The 15291-nt window shown below is 66.2% G+C and carries 13 protein-coding genes; 7 read left to right on the plus strand and 6 right to left on the minus strand.

Annotated elements, in window-relative coordinates:
* Nucleotides 1-161: 161 nt before the first annotated feature.
* The gene (locus NEF64_RS05170) at nucleotides 162-1058 is read right to left on the minus strand and encodes a DMT family transporter (protein WP_056406082.1); all 897 of its coding nucleotides are present in this window, start codon (nucleotides 1056-1058) and stop codon (nucleotides 162-164) included.
* Between the two features lie 186 nt (nucleotides 1059-1244).
* Here NEF64_RS05170 and NEF64_RS05175 point away from each other — a divergent pair, with 186 nt between their 5' ends.
* The gene (locus NEF64_RS05175) at nucleotides 1245-2780 is read left to right on the plus strand and encodes an aminoacyl--tRNA ligase-related protein (RefSeq protein ID WP_056406368.1); all 1536 of its coding nucleotides are present in this window, start codon (nucleotides 1245-1247) and stop codon (nucleotides 2778-2780) included.
* On the opposite strand, the gene NEF64_RS05180 is transcribed toward NEF64_RS05175, so the two are convergent.
* Nucleotides 2774-3736 carry a cation diffusion facilitator family transporter gene (locus NEF64_RS05180; protein WP_252574677.1) on the minus strand — a complete coding sequence of 321 codons (963 nt, stop codon included), beginning with the start codon at nucleotides 3734-3736 and terminating at the stop codon, nucleotides 2774-2776. The genes NEF64_RS05175 and NEF64_RS05180 overlap by 7 nt on opposite strands.
* Before the next feature lie 146 nt (nucleotides 3737-3882).
* Nucleotides 3883-4041: a hypothetical protein gene (locus NEF64_RS05185; protein ID WP_166746134.1), complete on the minus strand. Its 159-nt coding sequence runs from the start codon at nucleotides 4039-4041 to the stop codon at nucleotides 3883-3885.
* 191 nt (nucleotides 4042-4232) lie between these two features.
* Here NEF64_RS05185 and NEF64_RS05190 point away from each other — a divergent pair, with 191 nt between their 5' ends.
* Both NEF64_RS05190 and NEF64_RS05195 read left to right on the plus strand, forming a co-directional pair.
* A complete protein-coding gene (locus NEF64_RS05190) occupies nucleotides 4233-5618 on the plus strand; it encodes a helix-turn-helix domain-containing protein (protein ID WP_056406084.1) in 1386 nt (461 codons plus the stop codon).
* A 198-nt stretch (nucleotides 5619-5816) separates the two neighbouring features.
* Entirely contained in the window at nucleotides 5817-6176 is a 360-nt protein-coding gene (locus tag NEF64_RS05195) for a response regulator (RefSeq protein ID WP_200912165.1), read from the plus strand.
* Nucleotides 6177-6214: 38 nt separating this feature from the next.
* Here NEF64_RS05195 and NEF64_RS05200 read toward each other — a convergent pair whose 3' ends face one another.
* Nucleotides 6215-7162: an aldo/keto reductase gene (locus NEF64_RS05200; RefSeq protein ID WP_056406086.1), complete on the minus strand. Its 948-nt coding sequence runs from the start codon at nucleotides 7160-7162 to the stop codon at nucleotides 6215-6217.
* 334 nt (nucleotides 7163-7496) lie between these two features.
* Entirely contained in the window at nucleotides 7497-7868 is a 372-nt protein-coding gene (locus tag NEF64_RS05205; RefSeq protein WP_252574680.1) for a hypothetical protein, read from the minus strand.
* 207 nt (nucleotides 7869-8075) lie between these two features.
* Between NEF64_RS05205 and NEF64_RS05210 the strand changes: the two genes are divergently transcribed.
* The 4 genes from NEF64_RS05210 (at nucleotide 8076) to metH (ending at nucleotide 13918) form a co-directional block, all read left to right on the plus strand.
* Nucleotides 8076-9029 (plus strand): ArsR/SmtB family transcription factor, encoded by a 954-nt coding sequence (locus tag NEF64_RS05210; RefSeq protein ID WP_056406087.1) that lies wholly within the window; start codon nucleotides 8076-8078, stop codon nucleotides 9027-9029.
* Complete coding sequence (gene metF, locus NEF64_RS05215; RefSeq protein ID WP_056406088.1) at nucleotides 9026-9970, plus strand: methylenetetrahydrofolate reductase [NAD(P)H]; 945 nt, start codon at nucleotides 9026-9028, stop codon at nucleotides 9968-9970. The genes NEF64_RS05210 and metF overlap by 4 nt, the downstream gene beginning before the upstream one ends.
* A 127-nt stretch (nucleotides 9971-10097) precedes the next feature.
* A complete protein-coding gene (locus tag NEF64_RS05220) occupies nucleotides 10098-11156 on the plus strand; it encodes a homocysteine S-methyltransferase family protein (RefSeq protein ID WP_031396518.1) in 1059 nt (352 codons plus the stop codon).
* Nucleotides 11157-11290: 134 nt separating this feature from the next.
* Complete coding sequence (metH, locus tag NEF64_RS05225; RefSeq protein WP_056406089.1) at nucleotides 11291-13918, plus strand: methionine synthase; 2628 nt, start codon at nucleotides 11291-11293, stop codon at nucleotides 13916-13918.
* Between the two features lie 57 nt (nucleotides 13919-13975).
* On the opposite strand, the gene NEF64_RS05230 is transcribed toward metH, so the two are convergent.
* The gene (locus NEF64_RS05230; RefSeq protein ID WP_056406090.1) at nucleotides 13976-15184 is read right to left on the minus strand and encodes a cation:proton antiporter; all 1209 of its coding nucleotides are present in this window, start codon (nucleotides 15182-15184) and stop codon (nucleotides 13976-13978) included.
* Nucleotides 15185-15291 lie beyond the last annotated feature (107 nt).

Raw genomic sequence — 15291 nt, forward strand, 5'->3', positions numbered from 1 at the left:
ACCTCGGCTTCCCGAAGCATGGCGAAGACGGAGCGCGCCCCACGCGCTCCGTCTCCGTCATCCTGACGAAAGTCAGGATCCAGGGTAACCGAGCGATACCGTTTGTGGCTCTGGATCCTGACTTTCGTCAGGATGACGGGCGGGGGACGTCCCTGAGACTGTCAGGCGATCGCGCGGTCGGTTTCGTCCTGCCGGCGGACATGTTCGCGCCAGACGATGTAGAGGCCGCTCGCGACGATGACGGGGGCGCCGAACCAGGTCGCCTCGGCGGGCAGCGTGTCGAACACCAGCCAGCCGAGCAATGTCGCCCATAACAGGCTCGAATAATCCATCGGCACCACCACCGACACCGGCCCGAGCCGCAACGAGGTCGTCATCGCGATCTGCGCGAGGCCCCCGAAGATCCCGACGCTCGCAAGGCATGCCCAGGTCACGAAACCATGTGACTCCGCTGCGCGCGCGTAGATCACCGACAGCGGCACCAGCGACAGCGCGGAGAACCAGAACACCGTCGTCAGCGCGCTCTCGGTCTTGCCGATCTGCCGGAGCAGGATCGACACGCTCGCGGTCCCGAACGCGCCCGCCAGCGCACAGCCCGCGCCCCATAACGGAAAATGATCGCCGCTGCCGGGCTGCGCGACGATCAGCACGCCCGCAAACCCCGCCGCCACCGCCGCCCAGCGATGCCAGCCGGTCGGCTCGCGCAGCACCAGTGCCCCGAGGATCGTGGCGAAGATCGGCACGGTGAAGCCGATCGTCGTCGCTTCGGCCAGCGGCAGCGCGACGATCCCGTTGAAGGTGAACGCCATCGCCGACAGCCCGACGACCGCGCGGATGATGTGCGCGGGGAGGCGCTTCGTCGCGATCGAGGGCAGGCCGGGTCCGGCGGTGATGACGGCCGACACCAGCAGGCACGCGCCGAACTGGCGGAAGAACAGGATCTCCGACACGCTCGCGCCGTGGCGTTCGGCCAGTTTGATCGCGGTGTTCATCAGCGCGAAGATCACGACCGACAGCAACCGCATACCGATGGCGGGAAGGATGCGGTCTGAAGGCATTGCCTGCACCTACGCAAACCGCGCCCGCGATCCCACCCTCAAACCGCCGTCACCCTGACGAAAGTCAGGACCCAGGGTACCACGCGCGCCCTCCTTGGCTCTGGGTTCTGACTTTCGACATGATGACGGCGGTAGGGGCGGTGGGATGGGGTGACGAAGCGCCGCGTTCGCGATAAGCGCGACGCCATGATAAAGCGCGCACTCCCCGTCACCCGCGAGGCAGATTTTTCCGCCTGGTACCAGGCCGTCATCACCGAGGCCGACCTCGCCGAGGAATCCGGCGTCCGCGGCTGCATGGTCATCCGCCCCTGGGGCTATGGCATCTGGGAGCGGATCCAGCGACTGCTCGACGACCGGATCAAGGCGACGGGGCATGAGAACTGCTATTTCCCGCTCTTCATCCCGCTCTCCTATTTCGAGAAGGAGGCCGAGCATGTCGACGGATTCGCCAAGGAAATGGCGGTCGTCACGCATCACCGGTTGAAGGCGGATGGCTATGGCCGACTCGTGCCCGATCCCGACGCCAAGCTCGAGGAGCCGCTGGTCGTGCGCCCCACGTCGGAGATGGTCATCGGCGCCGCGTTCGCGCGCTGGGTCCAGTCGTGGCGCGACCTGCCCGTGCTGATCAACCAATGGGCCAATGTCGTCCGCTGGGAAATGCGCACGCGCATGTTCCTGCGCACCAGCGAGTTCCTCTGGCAGGAGGGGCATACCGCGCACGCGACCGTCGACGAAGCGCGCGACGAGACGCTCAAGATGCTCGAAGTCTACCGCGACTTCGCCGAGGAATGCCTCGGTCTCCACGTGATCGCGGGCGAAAAGCCCGAGAATGAGCGCTTCCCGGGCGCGGTCGCGACCTATTCGATCGAGGCGATGATGCAGGACGGCAAGGCGCTCCAGGCGGGCACCTCGCATTTCCTCGGCACCAATTTCGCCTCGGCACAGAATATCCGCTTCCAGAACGCAGCCGGCGAGTTCGAGCTCGCCAACACCACCAGCTGGGGCGTGTCGACGCGGATGATCGGCGGCGTCATCATGGTTCACGGCGACGACGACGGCCTGCGCGTGCCGCCGATGATCGCGCCGTGGCAGGTGGTGATCGTGCCGATGCTGCGCGACAATCCCGACGACGCGGCCATCGTCGACTATTGCAAGTCGCTTCAGGCAGAACTCACCAAGCAGTCCGCACTCGGCGAGCCGGTCCGTGCGCTGCTCGATCTGAAACCCGCCAAGGCGGCGACCAAGCGCTGGGGCTGGGTCAAGAAGGGCGCACCGATCGTGATCGAGGTCGGCGGCCGCGACATGGCGGGCGGCAACGTCTCGGTCATCCGCCGCGACCGGCTCTACCGCGAGGACGGCAAGCTCGACAGCGTCGCGACCCCGCGCGATGCCTTTGTCGAAGCGGTGTCGGGCGTGCTGGCGGACGTGCAGGGGGCGTTGCACGTCGAGTCGATGGAGCGGCTGCGCGCGAACATCGTGCCGATCGACGACTTTGCGGCGCTCGAGACGCATTTTGCCGATGGCGTGAAGAACCCGGGCTGGGTCGATGTGCGCTGGGCGAAGCCGACCGGCGCGGCGCTCGACTCGGTCGTCGAGCGGTTGAAGGCGCTCAAGCTGACGATCCGCAACGCGCCGATCGGCCAGACCGGATGCGACGATGGCGCCTGCATCTTTACCGGCCAGCCTGCGGTCGAGCGGATCCTGATCGCCCGCGCCTATTGATCCTCCGGGACGCCCTCGTGAACCACGACGGCGTTCTCGCGCTTTTCGGGACGGATATAGATCGAGGCGAGCATGGGCACCGCAGCGCGGAGCTCGCCTTCCATCGCCTCGATCATCGTCTCGCCTTCGCCCATCGTCAGCGTGTCGACAAAGTCCGCGCTGATCGCGGCGAAGATGCTGTCGGGCGCGGTGTGGATCGTCCGGACATGGTTCACCGCGGCGATTCCAGGGTGCGCTGTGACGATGCCGCGAATCGTCGCGATCACGGCGGAGTCCGCACGCTCGCCGATCAGCAGCCCCTTCGATTCGCGTGCCAGGATCACCGCGACGAGCGCGAGGATCAGGCCGATCAGGATCGACGCGACGCCGTCGATCCGGGGGTCGGCAAAGGCGTGGCTGGCCCAGATGCCGAGCCCGGCGATCAGCAGCCCGGCCAGCGCCGCCGAATCCTCGAACAGGACGATGAAGCCTGCCGGGTCCTTCGAGCGGTGGATCGCGGTCCACCAGCCCGAATCCCCCTTGGACTTGGCGAATTCGCGAACTGCGATCGTCCAGCTGGTACCCTCGAGTAGAACCGCGACGCCCAGAACGATATAGGCGATGAGAGGGTCGGACAGCGGCTCGGGCCGCAGCATGTGCCGATACCCTTCATAGATCGACACGCCCGCGCCCACCGCGAAGATCAGGATCGCGACGACGAACGCCCAGAAATAGAGCTCGCGGCCATAGCCGAACGGGTGGGCGGCATCCGCCGGCTGCTTCGCCCGCGATTGCCCGTACAGCAGCAGGATCTGATTGCCGCTGTCGACCAGCGAATGGACACCCTCGGTCAGCATCGACGACGAGCCGGTCAGCCCCGCGGCGACGAACTTTGCGACGGCAATGCCGAGATTGGCGGCAAGCGCCCCGTAAAGGACGATATCGTCCTTGATCTTGTTGAGAATTCCATCGGCCATACCGCCTCCTAGGCGAGGACGGCGGCGTCGGCCAGACGCGGAAAAGCCCATCGATGCCTGCGCACCAATGGGCCCTTTTCCTCCCCAGGAAATCGCTCGGTCCGGCGCGCGTGCCTATTGGCAAAATGCCCGTCGAACGGTGGCGGTCAGCCGAGCCGGCCGAGCCGGTGATACAGCGCGCTGAGGCGGCTCAATTTTACGTCGTCGACCGAAACCTTGGTAATCAATTCGCCAATAGCTTCCTTGAGCAATTCGAAATCTGCGGTCGAGAAAACGGCGCGGGCGCGCATTGGTTCGGTCGTCATGCCCATCTCCTTCATGGCGAATGTGTCTCCCCGTTTACAAACTCGAGCAACCGGGGCGGCGATGACATCATAAAGCCTGATGTTTGCGGGGTTTGGAAGCGGGAGCGAGCGAATGGCCGGGTTGTGCTGTCGTTGGGCGTTGCGCGGACCCTGTCTCTCTGTAACTATCGTGACAAGGACGGGGAGGTGGAATGGCCGAGCGTAAATTACTGGCAGGGCATGCGATCAGGCGGTTGCGGCGCGGTGCCGGACTGACCCAGGCCGCGATGGCGGAGATGCTTTCGATCAGCCCGAGCTACCTCAATCTGGTCGAGCGCAACCAGCGGCCGATTTCCGCAACGCTGCTCGTCAAGCTCGCGGAAAGCTTCGATTTCGATCCGCGGACCCTGGCGGCGGCCGAACCGGGCGGCGGTTCGGAGGCGATCCGCCGTCGTCTGGCGCACCCCATGTTCGCCGACCTGGCGATCGACCGCAACGAGGTCGAGGAATGGCTGGCCAGCGCGCCCGGTGGTGCCGAGGCCTTTGCGCGCGTGTTCGACCGGATGGGGGAGGGGGATGGTGCGATTGCGCCATCCGACGACCCGGTCGCACTGGTGCGCCGCGAGATCGAGCGGTGGCGGAATCACTTTGCCGATCTCGACGCCGCCGCCGAAGCGCTGGCGGACGAGCTGCGGCTGGGGGCCGGCGACCTTTACGGGGCGATCACCGAGCGCCTGCGCGCCAAACACGGCATCACGATCCGCGTCCTGCCCGCCGACGTGCTGCCCGACACGTTGCGGCGGCTCGATCTTCATGCCCGGCAGCTGCAACTGAGCGAGGTGCTCGACCCTGCATCACGGACGTTCGCGGTCGCGTTCCAGCTTGGCCAGATCGAGGCGCAGGCGGAGATCGATGCGCTGGCCAAGGCCGCGGGCTTCAGCGACCGCGCTGCCGAGCGACTGTACCGACGCCATCTGCTCAGCTATTTCGCGGCGGCGGTGATGATGCCCTATGCGCGGTTCCTGCGCGGCTGCGAGGCGACCGGCTACGATATCGAACTGCTCCAGCGACGGTTCGGCGCAGGGTTCGAACAGGTTGCGCACCGGCTGACGACGTTGCAGCGGGTGGGCGCGAGAGGGCTTCCCTTCTTCATGATCCGGATCGACCGCGCCGGGCAGGCGTCGAAGCGCTATCCCGGCGCGAGCGGCGCGGCACTGGTCGAGGCGGAAGGCCGGTGCCCGCTGTGGCAGCTCCATCACGCGTTCGATCGTCCGGGGGACCTGGTGGTGCAGCTGGTCGAGATGGAGGACGGCGCGCGCTGGCTGACGATGGCGCGGACGGTGCGTCCGCAGGGGCGCCGCTTCGGAGCGGTACGCGCGGAGTTTGCGATTGGATTGGGGGTCGAGGCGGCACTCGCGCGCGGGCTGGTCGCTGCGAGCGGTATCGATCTGACGGGCGCGGCTATGCCGATCGGCATCGGCTGTCGCGGATGCTTCCGCGCGGATTGCCCGCAGCGTTCCGCAGCCCCCGCAGGCCGCGCGTTGATCGTCAACGAACGCGAGCGTCGCACCTCGGCACTGACGTTCGTCGGCGACTGAACGCCGATACGGCTGGACGCGCCAGGAATGCGACAGGACGCATGTGATGCAACGAAAATCGGCGTCGGCGATGCGTCCGAATTCGCCGCCGACCGTTCATAGCGGGTTCGCGCCTCACGCGTCCCGACCTGCCTCAGGCGGACCGATCGTGAGCCGACCCTGAATTTGTGTATGGGGTTTCCATTGTTCGCACCGCCATTGATCAGACGCCCCGCTGCGGGGATCGTTCTGATTGTCGAAGATCATCTGCTTGTTCAAATCACCGCGACGGCGCGGATCGAGGATGCCGGACTGTCGACGCTCGTCGCCGACGATGCGGACGAGGCGATGGCGATTCTGACGTCGCGTGACGATGTCGCGGCGGTATTCACCGATATCGACATGCCGGGCTCGATGGACGGACTGGCCCTCGCCGCGATCATCCGCCGGCGCTGGCCGCAGATCCAGGTCGTCGTCACGTCCGGCCAGCGGCCGAGCAAAGCCGCAGGTCTGCCCGACGGCGTCGCCTTCTTTCAGAAACCCTACGACTATTCGAACCTGGTGAACCATTTTCGCTGAGGCATAGACCGCGCCCAGTCACCCGGGCGCGGGACGCATCACGCCCCCGCCAGCGTCAAGGCCGAAAGCTGCTCGTCAGATAGCTCAAGCGTCATGGCGGGCAGAAGATCCTCGATCTGACGCGCGCTGGTCGCGCTTGCGATCGGTGCGGTAATTCCGGGCTGTGCCAAGAGCCACGCGAGCGCGATCTGAGCGTGGCTGGCACCCGTGTTCGAGACGACGGCATCCATCGCCTCGAGGACTGCCTTCCCCTTTCCGTCGAGGAGGTCGCGCATGCCACCGCCACGCACGCTTGCGCCCAGATCGTCGGGCGTGCGGTATTTGCCGGTGAGGAAGCCCGACGCGAGACCATAATAAGGAAGGACGCCGATATTCTCGGTCACGCAATAGTCCTGCAATTCGCCTTCGAACTTGTCGCGGCTGACGAGATTATATTCGGGCTGGAGGACATGATAGCGCGGCAGGTCGCTGGCCTTTGCGGCGTCCACCGCAGACTTCAGGCGTGCGGCGTGGAAGTTCGACGCGCCGATGACGCGCACCTTTCCGGCATCGACGAGCTTGCCGAAGGCCTCGAGGACAGCCTCCTGCGGCACCGTGTCGTCATCCTGATGCGCATAATAGAGATCGATGCGATCCGTGCCGAGACGCTTGAGCGATGCTTCGGCCGCTGCCGCGATGCGCGCCGGCTGGAGCTTCTCGCCACCTTCACCCGGTAACATGCCGACCTTGGTCGCGATCAGCACGTCATCGCGCCTGCCGCTCGTCCGCAGCCAGTCGCCGATCATCGTTTCGGATTCGCCACCCTCATGGCCGTCCACCCATGACGAATACATGTCGGCAGTGTCGATCATCGTCCCGCCACCCGCGACGAATGCATCGAGGACCGCAAAGCTGGCGGTCTTGTCCGCTGTCCATCCAAAGACATTCCCCCCGAGAACGAGGGGGGCGATCTTGAGATCGGTCGAGCCGAGGCGGCGATTCATCATTGGGGCTGGTCGCTTTGCGAGGGGGAGGGGGACGGTGTCGTGCCGTCAGCGGTCGAGTTGCCAACAGGGGGTGGGCCGTCGGGGCGCATGCTGTTCACTTCGAGCATGGTCGCGGCATCGTTGAGCTGCGCTGCCTCGTCCTGCGTGACCGCGCCGGGTTGTTCCGGAGTCGGGGAACAGGCGCCCAGCAGGGCCAGAGACAGAACCGCCCCGAGCCGGCCGCCAGACGCGAAACCCGTCGATCGTCCGCGTCCTGACCAGGCAGGCCGGGAGCGCAGGACCATCGACCGGATCGCGGTCGGACAACGCGGTGCGGGGCGGTCCGTGACGGCGATTAGTCCTTGATCGCGTTGCCGGCGCGGGTCAGTGCGTTACCCGTCGCGTCTGCTGCGCGGTCGGCGCTGTTGTTGATCGCGGCACCCGCACGGTCTACATTGGCCTCTGCGCGCTCGCCGGCGCGGTCGGCGCTGGCGTCGAGACGGTCAGCGGCGTTGTCCATGCGCGCACCGGCATTGTCGAGCGATGCTTCAGCCGAGCCGAGCGCACGATCGCTGGCGGCATCGACATCGGCAACCGCATTCTGGGTCGTCGCGCTTGCGTCGGCCGCGATGGCGTTCGCCGCTTCCGCGGTCTCGTTCTGCGCATTGTTGCTGCACGCTGCGAGGCCGGCCGTCAGGACTAGCGCGGGGATCAGAAACTTCTTCATGAATAACACTCCCATCATCAAATTCGGCGTCGATCCGGGCGGACCTGACGTTTGTGAGCCGGATGCTTTCCAGTTCATAGCGTGTTCGAACGCCGGCCAAGCGTTTCCGATCCGTCGACGTTGGGACGACCCTGGGGCCAGCATTCCTCCAGCGACACGCTACGGCCTGCGTTGACCTCATATAAAGAATTCTTTATATGACTTCCCATGACGATGGCGCTCGAAATCTTCCGTGCGATGGCGGATGCGACCCGATTGCGTATTCTCGCGCTTCTGCGTCGCATGGAGCTGTCGGTTGGCGAACTCGCGCAGGTGCTCGGGCAGAGCCAGCCGCGCGTGTCGCGCCATGTGAAGATCCTGTGCGATGCCGGTCTGGCGGAGCGTCGCAAGGAGGGCAGTTGGGTGTTCGTCGGCGTGGGGCGCAGCGATGTTGTCGATCCGGTCGCTGCCGCTCTCGATAGCTGGGCTAAGGCAGAACCCGATCACTGGGCGGTTGCCGACGCGGCGCGGCTTGCTGCGGTGCGCGCCGATCGGGCGGCGAGCGCGGCGGCGTGGTTCGAGGGGCATGCCGACGAGTGGGATGCAATCCGTTCGCTGCACGTCGCCGAAAGCGAGGTCGAGGCGGCGATGGCGGCGATGCTCGGCGATGCGCGGGTCGGTACGTTGATCGACATCGGCACGGGGACGGGCCGGATGCTCGAGCTGTTCGGTGGACATGCCCGACTGGCGCTGGGGATCGATCGCAGTTCGGAGATGCTGCGTCTGGCGCGCGCCAAGCTGCACGATATGGCACATGCCGAATTGCGGCAGGCGGATCTGTACGCGCTGCCGCTCGACGACGGGGCGGCGGACGTCGCGATCCTGCATCACGTGCTTCATTTTGCACAGCAGCCGGGCGCCGCGGTCCGCGAAGCCGCGCGCGTGCTGGCGCCGGGCGGGCGGTTGCTGATCGCGGATTTTGCGAGCCATGACCGCGAGGAATTGCGGCTGAGCGATGCGCATACGCGCCTCGGCTTTGCCGACGATCAGATGACGGCTTGGTTCGACGCGGCCGGTTTGCAGACCGCGCGCGTCGAGACGCTCGAGGGCGGTGAGCTGACGGTGAAATTATGGCTCGGCCGCAGGATTGGCATGAGTTTGCGTGAGGTGAAGGCGGCATGACGACAATCACTATTCCCCAACTGGCCGAGGCGCGTCGTGCGCTCGAAGAACCGCTCTTTGCCGACCTCGCGGGCGACGTGGGGATCAGCTTCGAATTCTTCCCTCCCAAGAGCGACAAGATGGACGCCCAGCTTTGGGACGCGATCCGCACGCTCGAGCCGCTCGGTCCCGATTTCGTGTCGGTGACCTATGGCGCGGGCGGGTCGACGCGCGAGCGGACGCACGCGACCGTCGCGCGGATCCAGCGCGAGACGTCGATGAACGCCGCCGCGCACCTGACATGCGTCGAGGCGACCAAGGCCGAGATCGATCAGGTTGCCGAGGAATATTGGGCGGCAGGCGTACGGCACATCGTCGCGCTGCGCGGCGACATGCCGACGCTGGGTCAGCCCTATCAGGCGCATCCCGGCGGGTATGAGAATGCGGCGGCGCTGGTCGCCGGGCTGGCACGGCTGCATCCGTTCGAGATTTCGGTCGCGGCCTATCCCGAATGCCACCCCGAATCCGGCGGGCATGACGTCGATCTCGACAACCTCAAGCGCAAGCTCGACGCGGGCGCGACGCGGGCGATCACGCAGTTCTTCTTCTCGCCGGAAGCCTATTTCCGGTTCCGCGACCGGGTGGCCGCGGCGGGGATCACCGCGCAGATCCTCCCGGGTATCCTCCCGGTCTCGAACGTCGCGCAGACGCGCAAGTTCGCGAACGCGTGCGGGGCGGAGATTCCGGCCTGGATGGACCGGCTGTTCGAGGGGCTCGACGATCATCCGGCGGCCCGACAGCTCGTCGCGGCGACGATCGCGGCCGAGATGTGCCGGCGGCTCTATGCGGGGGGCGTGAAGGATTTCCACTTCTACACACTCAACCGCGCCGAACTCGCCTATGCTATCTGTCACATGCTCGGCGTCCGCGCGAAGCCGAGCGAAAAGGTCGCCGCGGCATAATTCATCACCCCTCCCGCAGGCGGGAGGGGCCGGGGGTGGGCTCGCGTTCGCCCCCAACGATACCGCCCGAGGATAGCGGGCGCCCACCCCCGACCCCTCCCGCTTGCGGGAGGGGGGAGTCCAATCGATGACACCACGTGAACGTTTCAACGCGGAAGCCGCCAAGCGCATCCTGATCACCGACGGCGCGTTCGGCACCGAGATCCAGAACTGGAAGCTCGACGAGGCGGCCTATGCGGGCGACCTCGGGCTGAGCCATGATCAGAAGGGCAACAACGACATCCTGGCGATTACCAGGCCGGACGTGCCCCAGACGATCACGCGCGAATATCTCGACGCGGGGTCGGACATCGTGTCGACCAATACGTTCAGCGCGAACATCATCAGCCAGGCGGATTACGGCGCCGAGCATCTGGTCCGCGCGATCAACGTCGAAAGCGCGAAGATCGCACGGGCGCTCGCGACCGAATATGAGGCGAAGGACGGCCGGCCGCGGTTCGTGGCCGGCGCGATCGGGCCGACGAACAAGACGCTGTCGCTGTCCCCCGACGTCAACGATCCGGGCTATCGCGAGATCGACTTCGATTATCTGAAGGGCGTCTACCGCGAACAGATCGACGCGCTGCTCGAAGGCGGCGAGGGGGTTGGGGTCGATTTCATCCTGATCGAGACGGTGTTCGATACGCTGAACGCCAAAGCCGGGATCATGGCCGCGATCGAGGCGGGCGACGATCTCGGGCGCGACGTGCCGATCATGCTGTCGATGACGCTGACCGATCTGTCGGGCCGCAACCTGTCGGGGCACACGGTCGAGGCGTTCTGGCACGCGGTGCGGCATGCCAAGCCGATCACGATCGGGCTCAACTGCTCGTTCGGTGCAGAGCAGCTGCGGCCGCATGTGAAGACCCTGTCCGGCATCGCCGACACGCTGATCATGATCTACCCGAACGCCGGGCTGCCCAACGAACTCGGCGAATATGACGAGATGCCGGCGACGACCGCCGGGCTGGTCGGCGAATGGGCGGTGGCCAAGCAGGTCAACGTGCTCGGCGGCTGCTGCGGCTCGACGCCTGCGCATATCAAGGCGATGGCGGACGGCGTGCGCGGGCTGGAACCGCGGGCGGTCTCGCGGCCGGAGGTGCGGACCAAGCTTGCCGGGCTCGAACCGTTCACGATGGCGGCCTGACTTTCTTCCCCTCCCGCAAGCGGGAGGGGGCCGGGGGTGGGCTCGCGCGCTCCCCCAACGACTAGGCCCGCGGATGGCGGGCGCCCACCCCCCGACCCCCTCCCGCTTGCGGGAGGGGGGGAAGAAATGAACCGATGACCACTCCCTCCTCCACGTCCTTCGTCAACATCGGCGAGCGCACCAACGTCACCGGCTCGGCCCGCTTCAAGAAGCTGATCATGGCGGGCGACTATCCCGCCGCGGTCGAGGTCGCACGCCAGCAGGTCGAGAGCGGCGCGCAGGTGCTCGACGTCAACATGGACGAGGGGCTGCTCGACGCGCACCACGCGATGACGACGTTCCTGAAGCTGATCGCCGCCGAACCGGACATCGCGCGCATCCCGTTCATGGTCGACAGCTCGAAATGGAGCGTGATCGAGGCGGGGCTGAAGTGCGTCAGCGGCAAGCCGATCGTCAATTCGATCAGCATGAAGGAGGGCGAGGAGCAGTTCCTTGCCCAAGCGCGCAAGTGCATGGCATACGGCGCCGCGGTCGTCGTGATGGCGTTCGACGAGGTCGGACAGGCTGACACCAAGGACCGCAAGGTCGAGATCTGCGAGCGCGCCTACAAGCTGCTCGTCGGCATCGGTTTTCCGCCCGAGGATATTATCTTCGACCCCAACGTCTTCGCGGTCGCGACGGGGATCGAGGAGCATGACAATTACGGCGTCGACTTCATCGAGGCGTGCCGCGAGATCAAGGCGCGCTGCCCGCACGTCCATATCTCGGGCGGGCTGTCGAACTTCAGCTTCTCGTTCCGCGGCAATGAGCCCGTGCGCCGCGCGATGCACAGCGTGTTCCTCTATTATGCGATCCCCGCGGGGATGGACATGGCGATCGTCAACGCCGGCCAGCTCGACATCTATGACGATATCGATCCCGAGCTGCGGCAGGCGGTCGAGGATGTCGTGCTCAACAAGGATCCCGAAGCGGGTGAGCGGCTCGTCCAGCTCGCCGAGCGCTATCGCGGCACCGATGTCGTCGCGGAGAAGGCGGCCGCCGAATGGCGTTCGCTAGGCGTCAACAAGCGGCTCGAATATGCGCTGGTCAAGGGCATCGACCTGCACGTCGTCGAGGATACCGAGGAAGCGCGGCTGATCATCGACGGCAATGGCGGTCGCCCGATCGAGGTGATCGAGGGGCCGCTGATGGACGGGATGAACGTCGTCGGCGACCTGTTCGGCAGCGGCAAGATGTTCCTCCCGCAGGTCGTGAAATCGGCGCGCGTGATGAAGAAGGCGGTCGCGCATTTGCTGCCTTACATCGAGGCGGCCAAGGAGCCCGGCGCGCGCGGCAAGGGCAAGATCATCATGGCGACGGTCAAGGGCGACGTGCATGACATCGGCAAGAACATCGTCGGTGTGGTGCTCCAGTGCAACGGGTTCGACGTGGTCGATCTGGGCGTCATGGTGCCGTGGTCGAAGATCCTCGAAGCCGCGAACGAGAATGACGCGGACATGATCGGGCTGTCGGGGCTCATCACGCCGAGCCTCGACGAGATGGTGACCGTCGCCGAGGAGATGAAGCGCGCAGGCATGACGATGCCGCTGCTGATCGGCGGCGCGACCACGTCGAAAGTGCATACTGCGCTCAGGATTGCGCCCGCCTATGACGGCCCGGTGGTGCACGTGCTCGATGCGAGCCGCGCGGTGGGTGTCGCGTCGACGCTGGTCAGCGACACGATCCGCGACGAGTTCGTGACCAAGACCGCGGACGAATATGAAGCGGTCAGGGTGGCGCGTGCCAACAAGGGCCAGAGCGAGCTTATCCCGATCGAGACGGCGCGCGAGCGTGGGTTCGTCGCGGACTTCGCGTTGAAGCCCGGGGCGCCCGCGAAGCCCGGCGTCCATGTGTTCGCGGACTGGGACCTGACCGACCTGCGCGACTATATCGACTGGACGCCGTTCTTCCGCGCCTGGGAGCTGGCGGGCAACTTCCCGGCGATCCTGACCGACGAGGTCGTCGGCGAGAGTGCGAGTTCGCTCTATGCGGATGCGCAGGCGATGCTCGACACGATCGTCGCGGAAAAATGGCTGACGCCGCGCGGGGTCGTGGGGCTGTGGCCGGCGCGGCGCGAGGGGGACGATGTGGTCGTCTCGCACACGCGCCGCCACGACATGCCGCACGAGGACGTGCGCCTGCCGATGCTGCGCCAGCAGATTTCGAAGCGTGAGGGGCGCGCGAACATGTGCCTCGCCGATTTCGTCGATCCCGCGGGCGACTGGTTCGGCGGGTTCGCGGTCGGCATCCACGGGATCGACGAGCATATCGCGCGGTTCAAGGCGGGGCATGACGATTACAACGACATCCTGCTGAAGGCGCTCGCCGATCGCTTCGCTGAGGCGTTTGCCGAACGGCTGCACAAGCATGTCCGTCAGGAGCTGTGGGGCTATGCACCCGAGGAACAGCTGACCAACGACGCGCTGATCAAGGAACAGTATCGCGGCATCCGCCCTGCGCCGGGCTATCCGGCCTGCCCCGACCACAGCCTGAAGCCGATCCTGTTCGACCTGCTTGATGCCGAGACCGCGACCGGGCTCGAACTGACCGAGAGCTTCGCGATGTTCCCGACCGCGGCCGTTTCGGGCTTCTACTTCGGCCACCCGCAGGCGGAGTATTTCGGTGTCGCCCGCGTCGGTCGCGACCAGTTGGAAGACTATGCGGCGCGGCGCGGCGTCGACCTGCCGATCGCGGAGCGCTGGTTGCGTCCGAACCTGGACTGAACCCCGAACCGTGACGTCACCCCGGCCTTCGCCGGGGTGGCGCCATGATTATGGCTGTCAGGCGCTACGCCCGACCAATGCCGCCAGCTTCTTCAGTTTCGGCGCCACCATCGGTACGCTCAGCATCGTGCTGGCCAGCGCCATCAGCAGCAGCGCGGTGAAGGTCTCGTTGGTGATGATCGCCTTGTCGAGCAGGATGTTGACGAAGATGATCATGATCAGCGCCTTGGTCTGAAGCAGCCAGCCGATCGCCGACGCCTCGCCCGGGCGCCATTTGAGGATCCGCCCGGCGGCGTGGACGCCCGCCAGCTTGCCGCCGACCGAGGCGAGCAGCAACAATGCGGCGGCGGCGAACACCGCGATCCCGCCGACCGCCCACTGCGTCTTCAGGCCGGTCGACAGGAAGAACACCGGCATCACCGCGAGCAGCACGAAGCGGCGGAAGTCGTCCATCCGGACCTGGTCGAACCATTTCGCGTCGAGCACCGCGCCCGACAGGAACGCGCCGACCATGAAATGCAGTCCCGCCCAGTCCGCGGCGAACCCGCAGCCGGCGAGCCAGATCAGGCTGACATACCAGCGATCGCGCTCAGGGATCCGCGCCATCAGTCGGCGGATCAGCAGGGTGGCGACCGCGAAGCCGATCAGAAAGCCCGCCTGCCGGCCAACCCGCTCCCAATCGAGCAGGATCAGCGCGAGCACGCCCCAGATCGCGATATCGTCGAGGCTGGCATAGCGCAGGATGCGCTGGCCGATCGGCTCACGCAGGACCTCGAGCTTTTCAAGGAACAGCACGAGGATCGGCAGCGCGGTGACCGCGCAGGCCATGCCGATGCCCAGAACGACCTGCCACCGCGCGCCCGACACGCCTGCCCAGCCCGGATAGCGCAGCATCAGCGCGGCGGCGATGCTGCCGGTCGCGAGCGGCACTGCCAGCGCGAGGCCGGCGGTGACCGCGGTCTCGCGGCGATGTCGCCATGCCGCGCCGAGATCGAGTTCGATGCCAGCGACCCACACGAACATCATCACCGCCCACCACGCGACGCCGTTCAGCGAGCCGATTGTCGCAGGCGTGAAGATCGTCGCATAATAATCGGGGAAGAGCGCGCCGAGCACGCCCGGTCCGAGCAGGATGCCGCCGAAGATCTGCACCACGACCAGCGGTGCCCAGTAATCGGTCCGGCCCAGCCGCCAGACCAGATAGGGGACGCTGAAGATGATGAGCATCGCAAGGAGGAAGACCTCCGTCGGTGTCATGGCGTGCATGCATTCCCCCTCTCGCGCAGTCGGGGGCCCCCCGCCGGCTTTATGCTGCGGGGTGGTATGCGGCCGGGCAGGCGGCGGCAATATGCTTCGCTACGGTCGAACCGGTG

Source organism: Sphingomonas aerolata, from assembly GCF_023935825.1.
Classification (GTDB): Bacteria; Pseudomonadota; Alphaproteobacteria; order Sphingomonadales; family Sphingomonadaceae; genus Sphingomonas; species Sphingomonas aerolata.